Annotated in this window: 2 protein-coding genes (1 of these 2 cut by a window edge); both read right to left on the bottom strand. The window is 76.7% G+C overall.

Annotation, left to right across the window (positions count from 1 at the left end; all coding sequences use genetic code 11):
• Window positions 1–1,521: type I polyketide synthase (locus ACWCYO_RS14340; RefSeq protein WP_449784420.1), on the bottom strand; the 1,521-nt coding region annotated here is incomplete at its 3' end.
• A 14-nt stretch (window positions 1,522–1,535) separates the two neighbouring features.
• On the bottom strand, window positions 1,536–9,060 hold the 3' end of the coding sequence (locus ACWCYO_RS14335; RefSeq protein WP_449784422.1) for a type I polyketide synthase. It continues 20,402 nt past the right edge of the window; the window shows 7,525 of its 27,927 coding nt (coding positions 20,403–27,927); the start codon falls outside the window, past its right edge — the gene reads right to left on this strand; the stop codon is at window positions 1,536–1,538.

The following is a 9,060-nucleotide window of genomic DNA, read 5'->3' as shown; positions in this document are numbered from 1 at the left end:
AGCACCCCCGACCCCGGCGAGCCGCTCCAGCTGCGCGTCCAGCGCGGCCTCCGACTTCGCCGAGACGACCCACGGCACCACACCGGGCACCACCGACGGGCCGTCGGCCGAAGAGTCCTCCTCGGAAGCCTCCTCCACCGCCTCCTCGACGATCACGTGCGCGTTCGTCCCGCTGATCCCGAACGACGACACGCCCGCCCGACGCGGCCGCTCGTCCAGCGGCCACTCCCGCGCCTGCGTCAGCAGCCGCACCGCGCCCGCCGACCAGTCCACCCGCGAGGACGGCACGTCCGCGTGCAGTGTCTTGGGCAGCACGCCGGCCCGCAGCGCCTGCACCATCTTGATCACGCCCGCGACCCCGGCCGCCGCCTGGGCGTGGCCGATGTTGGACTTGACCGAGCCCAGCCACAGCGGCCGGCCGTCCTCCCGCCCCTGTCCGTAGGTGGCGAGGAGCGCCTGGGCCTCGATCGGGTCGCCCAGCGGCGTCCCCGTGCCGTGGCCCTCGACGGCGTCGACCTCGGCGGCCGACAGCCCGGCGGCGGCCAGCGCCTGGCGGATCACCCGCTGCTGCGAGGGGCCGCTGGGCGCGGTGAAGCCGTTGGACGCGCCGTCCTGGTTCACCGCCGAACCCCGGACGACCGCGAGAACGTGGTGCCCGTTGCGGCGGGCGTCCGAGAGCCGCTCCAGCACCAGCACGCCGACGCCCTCGGCCCAGCCCGTCCCGTCGGCGCCGTCGGCGAACGCCTTGCAGCGCCCGTCCGAGGCCAGCCCGCCCTGCCGGGAGAATTCCAACAGCGAGCCGGGCGTCGCCATCACGTTGACGCCGCCCGCGACGGCGAGCGTGCACTCGCCGGCCCGCAGCGCCTGGACCGCCCAGTGCAGGGCGACCAGCGAGGACGAGCAGGCGGTGTCGACCGTCACTGAGGGGCCTTCCAGCCCGAGGGTGTAGGAGAGGCGTCCGGAGAGCGCCGAAGCGGCGATGCCGGTGCCGATGTCGCCGGTGGCGTCGGCCAGGGAACGAACCAGCAGGTACGCGTAGTCCTGGCCGTTGGTCCCGAGGAAGACGCCGGTGCGGCTGCCGCGCAAGGCCGTCGGGTCGAGGCCGGCCCGCTCGAACGCCTCCCACGAGATCTCCAGCAGCAGGCGCTGCTGGGGGTCGGTGGAGACGGCCTCGCGCGGCGACATGCCGAAGAAGTCGGCGTCGAAGCCGGACACCGAGTCGAGGAAGCCGCCGCGCCGCGAGACGCGGGTGCCGCGCTCGTCGACATCGGCGCCCGCCAACGCTCCGAGGTCCCAGCCGCGGTCCTCCGGGTAGCCGCCGGTGGCGTCGGTGCCGCCCGCCACGAGCTCCCAGAGGTCCTCGGGAGAGGCGACGCCGCCGGGGTAGCGGCAGCCCATGCCGATGATGGCGACGGGCTCGGCGGCCGCGGCCAGCAGCCGGCGGTTCTGTTTGCGCAGCCGTTCGGTCTCCTTCATCGAGGACCGGAGAGCGGCGACTACCTTGTCATGGGGCGTGGTCATGGCTGGCTGCTCCGTCAGTCCTGGGCGTGGTCGGGGTCGTTGCTCAGGGCGGCCTGCACCAGGTCGTCCAGGTCCATCGCGTCGATGGCGTCGGCCTCCTCGGGATCGCCGTCCGCGGCGCCGTCGGCGAGCCTCAGCAGCGTGTCCAGGACGCCGCTGCGCCGCAGCCGCTCCAGCGGGACGGACTCGACGAGCGCCCGCAGACGGTCGCGCTCGGGGTCGGTGGGCTCCCCGCCGTCGCCCTCGTCGACCAGCAGGCCGCCCAGGTGCGCGGCGAGCTCGGTCGGGCTCGGGTGGTCGAAGACCAGCGTCGGGGACAGCTCGAGGCCGGTCGCGGCGCCGAGCCGGTTGCGCAGCTCGATCGCGCCGAGCGAGTCGAACCCGAGGTCACGGAACGCCCTCTCGGGGCCGACGGCCTCGATGCCGGGCAGTCCGAGCACCTCGGCCGCGCGGCCGCGCACCAGCCCGAGGAGGGCGGCGGAGCGGCGGGCCGGGCTGAGGCCGGCCAGTTCGGTGCGCAGCTCGCGGCCGTCGCCGCCGTCCTCGCCCGGGCCCTGGGCGTCGGCGTAGCCGGGGAGTTCGGCGAGCAGCCGGCTCGGGCGGAGGGCGGTGAAGGCGCGCACGAAGCGCTCCGGGTCGACGTCGGCGACCAAGGTGGTCGGCGCGGTGTCGAGGACGGCGCGGCGCAGCGCGGCGACCGCGACGGCCGGGTCGAGCGGCTTGATGCCGGTGCGGCGGGCCGCCTCGCCGGCCCGGGCGTCCGCGGCCATGCCGCCGCCGGCCCAGGCGCCCCAGGAGAGGGAGGTGGCGGCGAGTCCGTCGGCGCGGCGGCGTTCGGCGAGGGCGTCGAGGACGGCGTTGGCGGCCGCGTAGTTGCCCTGGCCGGGATTGCCGACGGCCGCGGAGGCGGAGGAGAACAGGGCGAAGACGGCGAGGTCGTGGTCCCTGGTCAGCTCGTCGAGCAGGAGCGCCGAGGTGGCCTTGGCGCGGTAGACGTCCTCGAAGCGGTCGGGGGTGAGGCCGTCGATGACGCCGTCGTCGAGGACGCCGGCGGCGTGGACGACGGCGGTGAGCGGGTGCTCGGCGGGCACGCCGGCCAGGACGGCGGCGAGCGCCTCCCGGTCGGCGGCGTCGCAGGCCACGACGGTGACGGCGGTGCCGGCGGCGGCGAGTTCCGCGCGGAGTTCGGCCGCCCCGGGGGCATCCGGACCCCGGCGGCTCAGCAGCATCAGGTGCCGCGCGCCGGCGGCGGCGAGACCGCGGGCGACCTCGGCGCCGAGCGCGCCGGTCCCGCCGGTGATCAGGACGGTGCCGGTCGGCTCCCAGTCCGCCGGATCGCTCACGGAGCCGCCGGACGTGGCGGCCAGGCGCCGGCCGAGGATTCCGGTCGGCCGCACGGCCAGCTGGTCCTCCCCGTCCGGATCGGCGAGGACGGCGGCCAGCAGGGCGGCGGTGCGCCGGTCGAGGCTCGTCGGCAGGTCGATCAGACCGCCCCAGCGCTGCGGGAGTTCGAGCGCGGCCACCCGGCCCAGGCCCCAGACGGCGGCCTGGGCCAGGCCGGTGACGCGGTCGCCGGGGGCGGCCCCGACGGCGTCCCGGGTGAGGCACCACAGGGGGGCGCCGATCCGGGCGTCGCCGAGGGCCTGCACCAGGGCTGCGGTGCGGGCGAGCCCGGCGGGGGCACTGCCGTCCGCGGACTCGTCGAGCGCGGACTCGTCCAGCGCGAGGAGGGACACCACCCCGGCGATCCCGCCCCTCGCACAGGGGAGTTCGGCGAGCTGCTTGGCGAGGCCGGCCCGCTCGGCGCCTGCCTCGACGGTCAGCCGGACGGCGTCCGTGCCGAGCGCGGCGAGGACCTCGTCCGTCCAGGCCGGGTCGCCGTGGCCGGAGGGCACTACGGCGACCCAGGTGCCGGCCGGGGCCGCGGCGCGCGGCCGGTCGAGCGGCTTCCAGACGATCCGCCGGCGGCGGGCGTCCAAGGCGGCCTGCTCCTCGCGCCGGTCGTGCCAGTCGCGCAGGGCGGGAAGCACCTGGGCGAGGGCGTCGCCGTCGACGTCCAGGGTGCCGGCGAGCGCGTCGAGGGACGCGGTGCGAATGGCCGTCCAGAACTCCCCGTCCGAGGCGGACACGGCCGGGGCCGCCGCCTGACCGAACGACTGCTCGGGCCAGTAGCGCTGCCGCTGGAACGGATAGGTGGGCAGGTCGACCCTCCGGGCGCCGGTGCCGGCGAAGACCGCGGACCAGTCCGGCGCGAGCCCGTCGGTGTGCAGGCGGGAGACGGCGGCGAGCAGGGTCGTGCGCTCGTCGCGGCCGTGGCGCAGCGCGGTGGCGGTGACCACCGGGCGCGCCGGGTCGGCGTCCGCCGCCGCGGTGGCCTGGACGAGCGCGGAGAGCACGCCGTCCGGGCCGAGTTCCAGGTGACGGCGCACATCGCGGGCGGTGAGGGCGGCGACGCCGTCGGCGAAGCGGACGGCCTCCCGGACATGGCGCACCCAGTACCCCGCGCCGAACTCCGCTCCGGTGTCTCCGGTCAGGTTGGACACGAGCGGGATGCGGGGGGCGGCGTAGCTGAGGCCCCGGGCGGTCCGCTCGAAGTCGTCGAGCATGGCGTCCATGTGTACGGAGTGAAACGCATGGCTCACCCGCAAACGCCTAGTCCTGCGCCCGTCGGCCGCGAAACCTGCGGCGATGCGCTCGACGGCGTCGGCGTCTCCCGAGAGGACGACGGCCCGCGGCCCGTTGACGGCGGCGACCGACACGCCGTCCGTCAGCAGCGGCAGCACCTCGGCCTCCGTCGCCTCGACGGACACCATCGCTCCCCCACCGGGGAGTTCCGACATCAGCCGGGCTCGGGCCGCCACCAGCGTGCAGGCGTCCTCCAGCGAGAACACCCCCGCCACGTGCGCCGCCGCGACCTCACCGATCGAGTGCCCGACGACGAAGTCCGGCCGCAGACCCCACGACTCCACCAACCGGAACAGCGCCACCTCCAGCGCGAACAACGCCGGCTGCGCGTACCCCGTGTCGTCCAGCAGCACCGCCTCCGCCGAACCCTCCGCCGCGAACAGCACCGGGCGCAGCGGTCCGGCCAACCGTCCCTCGAAACCCTGGAGGACGGCGTCCAGCGCGTCCGCGAACACGGGGTGGGCGGCGTACAGCTCCCGCCCGGCGCCGGGGCGCTGGGAGCCCTGGCCGGGGAAGAGGAAGGCGGTCTTCCCGCCCAGGGCCGAACCCTGGACGAGCTGCGCCGCGGGCCGGCCGTCGGCGAGGGCGCGCAGGCCCTGAGCCAACTCGGCGCGGTCGGCGGCGAGCACGGCCGCCCGGTGGTCGAGCAGCGTGCGGCTGGTGGCGAGCGAGTGGCCGAGGTCGCGGACCGTCAGCTCCGGGTGGGCGTCGAGGTGGCCGAGCAGCAGGGCGGCCTGTTCGCGCAACGCGGCGGGCGTCGCGGCGGAGAGCGGGACGGGCAGCGGCCGGTCGTCCGGGCGTTCCTCGGCGGGCTCGGCCGCCGGCGGTGCCTCGACGATGACGTGGGCGTTGGTGCCGCTCGCGCCGAAGGCGGAGACGCCCGCCCGGCGCGGGCGACCGGTGGTCGGCCACGTCGTCTCCTCGGTGAGGAGCTCGGCGGCGCCGGCCGTCCAGTCGACGTGCGAGGACGGCGTGCCGACGTGCAGTGTGCGCGGCAGGAGGCCGTGTCGCATGGCCAGCACCATCTTGATCACGCCGGCCACGCCGGAGGCCGCCTGGGTGTGGCCCAGGTTCGACTTCAGCGCACCGATCAGGACCGGCCGTTCGCGGTCCTGACCGTAGGTCGCGAGCAGTGCCTGGGCCTCGATCGGGTCGCCGAGCCTGGTGCCGGTGCCGTGCGCCTCGACGGCGTCGACCTCGGCGGCGGTCAGGCCCGCGTTGGTCAGGGCGCGCCGGATGACGCGCTGCTGGGACGGGCCGTTGGGCGCGGTGATGCCGTTCGACGCGCCGTCCTGGTTGATCGCGGAGCCGCGCAGGACGGCCAGCACGCGGTGGCCCCGGCGCTCGGCGTCCGAGAGCCGCTCGACCACCAGGACGCCGACGCCCTCGGACCACGCGGTCCCGTCGGCGTCATCGGAGAAGGTGCGGCAGCGCCCGTCCGGGGACAGCGCCCCCATCTCGCCGAACTCGACGAACCCGACCGGGCTCGACATCACGGTCACGCCGCCCGCGAGGGCCAGCGAGCACTCGCCGGAGCGCAGCGCCTGGGCGGCCAGGTGCAGGGCCACCAGCGAGGACGAGCACGCGGTGTCCACGCTGACCGACGGCCCCTCCAGACCGAGGGTGTAGGAGAGCCGGCCGGACAGCAGGCTCGCGGACTGCGCGGTCTCGACGTGCCCGAGCTGGCCGACGGCCGGCCGGTAGTCGCCGCTGCCGCCGCCGATGAACACGCCGGTGTCGCCGCCGCGCAGGCCCGCCGGGTCGATCCCGGCGCGCTCCAGCGCCTCCCAGGCGGTCTCCAGCACGAGCCGCTGCTGCGGGTCGACGACCATCGCCTCGCGCGGGGACACCCCGAAGAAGGCGGCGTCGAACTCGGCCGCGTCGTACAGGAACCCGCCCTGCCGGGTGACGCTGCGTCCGCGCCCGTCGCGGTCGCCGTGGGCGAGCCGGTCGAGGTCCCAGCCGCGGTCCGCCGGGAACGGCCCGATCACGTCGGCGCCCTCCCGCAGCAGCCGCCACAGGTCCTCGGGCGACCGGACGCCGCCCGGGTAGCGACAGCCCATGCCGACGATCACGATCGGGTCGTCCGTGTCGGCGGCGGCCGCCGAGCGCTCCGCCTCCTGCGCCTCGCCGAAGAGTTCGGCGCGAAGGTGGGCGGCGAGGGCCGCCGGGGTCGGGTAGTCGAACACGAGGGTCGCCGGCAGGCGCAGGCCGGTCGCGGTGTTGAGCCGGTCGCGCAGGTCGACGGCGGTCAGTGAGTCGAAGCCGAGGTCCTTGAACAGGTGCCCGGCGGGCACGTCGTCCGCGTCGGCGTGGCCGAGCACAGCGGCCGACGCGGCTCGGACGACCACGAGCAGCGCCTCGGTGCGCTCGGCCGCCGACCGCTCGCGCAGCCCGGCGCGCAGCGCGTCGGCCTGGCCGGAGGCGCCGGACGCCTCCTCCGGCTCCGCGGCGACGCGGGCCTCGGGCAGGTCGGCGAAGAGCCGCGTCGGCCGGGCCTCGGCGAAAGCGGGCGCGAAGCGCTCCCACGCCACGTCGGCGACGGTGACGGCGGGGCCGTCGAGGTCGGCGGCGAGAGCCGCCAGGGCGCGGTCGGGCGACATCGGCGGCAGCCCGTTGGCCCGCAGGTGCGCGGCCAGGGAGTCGGGCGTGCTGCCCGTCCAGGCGCCCCACGCGACGGCGGTGGCGGCCCGCCCGGCGGCGCGGCGTCCCTGGGCGACGGCGTCGAGGAGGGCGCTGGCTGCGGCCTCGGCGGCCCGGCCCTTCACACCCCAGGTGCCGGTGATCGACCCGAACAGCACGTAGGCGTCGAGCTCCCGGTCCGCGAACGCCTGGTCGAGCGCGTCGAGGTCGGCGAGCAGCCCGGTGAGGTGGTCGGCGGGCTCTCCGGCCCGGCCCGTGTAGAGGACGGCCGAGAGGTCCGGCAGCCCGAGGACGGCGGCGACGGCCTCCGGGTCGCCGGGCGTGCCGGTGACGAGCGTCAGCTCGGCGCCGTACTCGGCGAGCTCGGCGCGCAGCCGGTCGACAGCCTCGCCGTCGACGGCGGTGTCCGCGGCGAGCAGCACCAGCTGCCGGGCGCCCGCGTGGGCGAGCCAGCGGGCGGCGGGGGCCGCGTGGCCTTCCGGGTCGCCGACCATCACGACGGTGCCGCGCGGGGTCCACGGGCGTGCGGCGTCGGGCGTCGTGGCGCGCACGAGGCGGCGGGCGAAGGCGCCGGCGGGGCGCAGTGCCAGCTGGTCCTCGCCGTCCCCGGCCGTCAGCAGGGCGCGCAGGCGGGCCGCCGTACGGGCGTCGGGGGCCTCGGGAAGGTCGATCAGCCCGCCCCAGCGCTGCGGGTGTTCGAGGGCGGCCACCCGGCCGATGCCCCAGGCGGCCGCCTGTGCGGCGTCCTGGGGGGCCTCACTCGCGCCGACGGCGACGGCGCCCCGGGTGAGGCACCAGAGCGGGGCCTCGACGCCCGCCTCGCCGAGGGCGGCGAGCAGGACGTCCGGCCGGGCGAGTCCGGTGGGCACGCCACCGGAGGCGGCGAGCAGGGACACCACGCCGGCGATCGGCCCCACGACCGGGACCAGGTCCACAGCACCACCCGCCACCCGGACGACGTCCGCCCCGAGAGCGGCGAGCACTGCGGACGTCCAGGTGTCGTCCTGTCCCTCCGCCACGAGCGCCAGCCACGTCCCCGGCAGCACCTCCGGTCCGGCGGGAGCCCCGTACGGCTTCCAGACCGCCCGGTAGCGCAGCCGGTCCGCGTCCGTCCGCTCGGTACGGCGGCGGCGCCACGCCGAGAGGGCGGGCAGCAGCGCGTTGAGCGACGACTCGTCGTCCAGGCCCAGCGTCGTGCCGAGCGCGGCCGTGTCGGCACGCTCGACGGCGGACCAGAACGCGACGTCCGCCGGGTCGTCCACGCCCACGGGCTCGGGTGCGCGCTCCGGCCAGTACAGCTCGCGCTGGAACGGGTAGGTGGGCAGGTCGACGCGGCCGGCGCCGGTGCCGTCGAAGAGCCGGACCCAGTCCACCGGCACGCCCACGACGTGCAGTTGGGCCAGTGCCGTGACCAGGGAGTTCCCCTCCGGCCGGTCGCGCCGGAGGGTGGCGGCGGTCACGCTCCCCTCGCCGAGGCCGCGCTCGGCGAGGGCGGCGAGGACACCGTCCGGGCCGAGCTCCAGGAAGGCGGTGGCACCCGCCTCCTCCAGGGCCCGGACGCCGTCGGCGAAGCGGACGGTCTCCCGGACGTGCCGCACCCAGTACTCGGGCTCCGTCAGGCCCTCGGCGAGTGCACCGGACAGGGCGGAGACCAGCGGGATAGACGGCTCCGCGAACGCGAGCCCGTCGAGCACGGACCGGAACTCGTCGAGCATCGGCTCCATCAGCGGCGAGTGGAAGGCGTGCGAGACCTTCAGCCGTGTGGTCCGCCGGTCGGCGAAGTGCGCCTCGACCGCGGCGACGGCCTCCGCCGCCCCCGCGACGACCACCGAGGTCGCCGCGTTCACGGCGGCGATCGACACCGACTCGTCGAGCAGCGGCCGGACCTCGTCCTCCGAGGCCTCCACGGCCAGCATCGCGCCGCCCTCCGGCAGCGCCTGCATCAGCCGACCGCGCGCGGCGACCAGCGTGCACCCGTCCTCCAGCGAGAACACGCCGGCCACGTGGGCCGCAGCGATCTCACCGATCGAGTGCCCGGCCACGAACTCCGGCCTCACGCCGAGCGATTCGACGAGCCGGTACAGCGCCACCTCGACCGCGAACAGCCCGGCCTGGGCGTACTCCGTCCGGTTCAGCAGCTCCGCATCCGCCCCCCAGACCACGTCCCGCAGCGGCAGCTCCAGCACTTGGTCGAGCCGTGCGCAGACGCCG

The sequence above is a fragment of the Kitasatospora sp. NPDC001683 genome (genome assembly GCF_053596495.1).
This window is presented reverse-complemented; position numbering and strand designations above follow the sequence as displayed.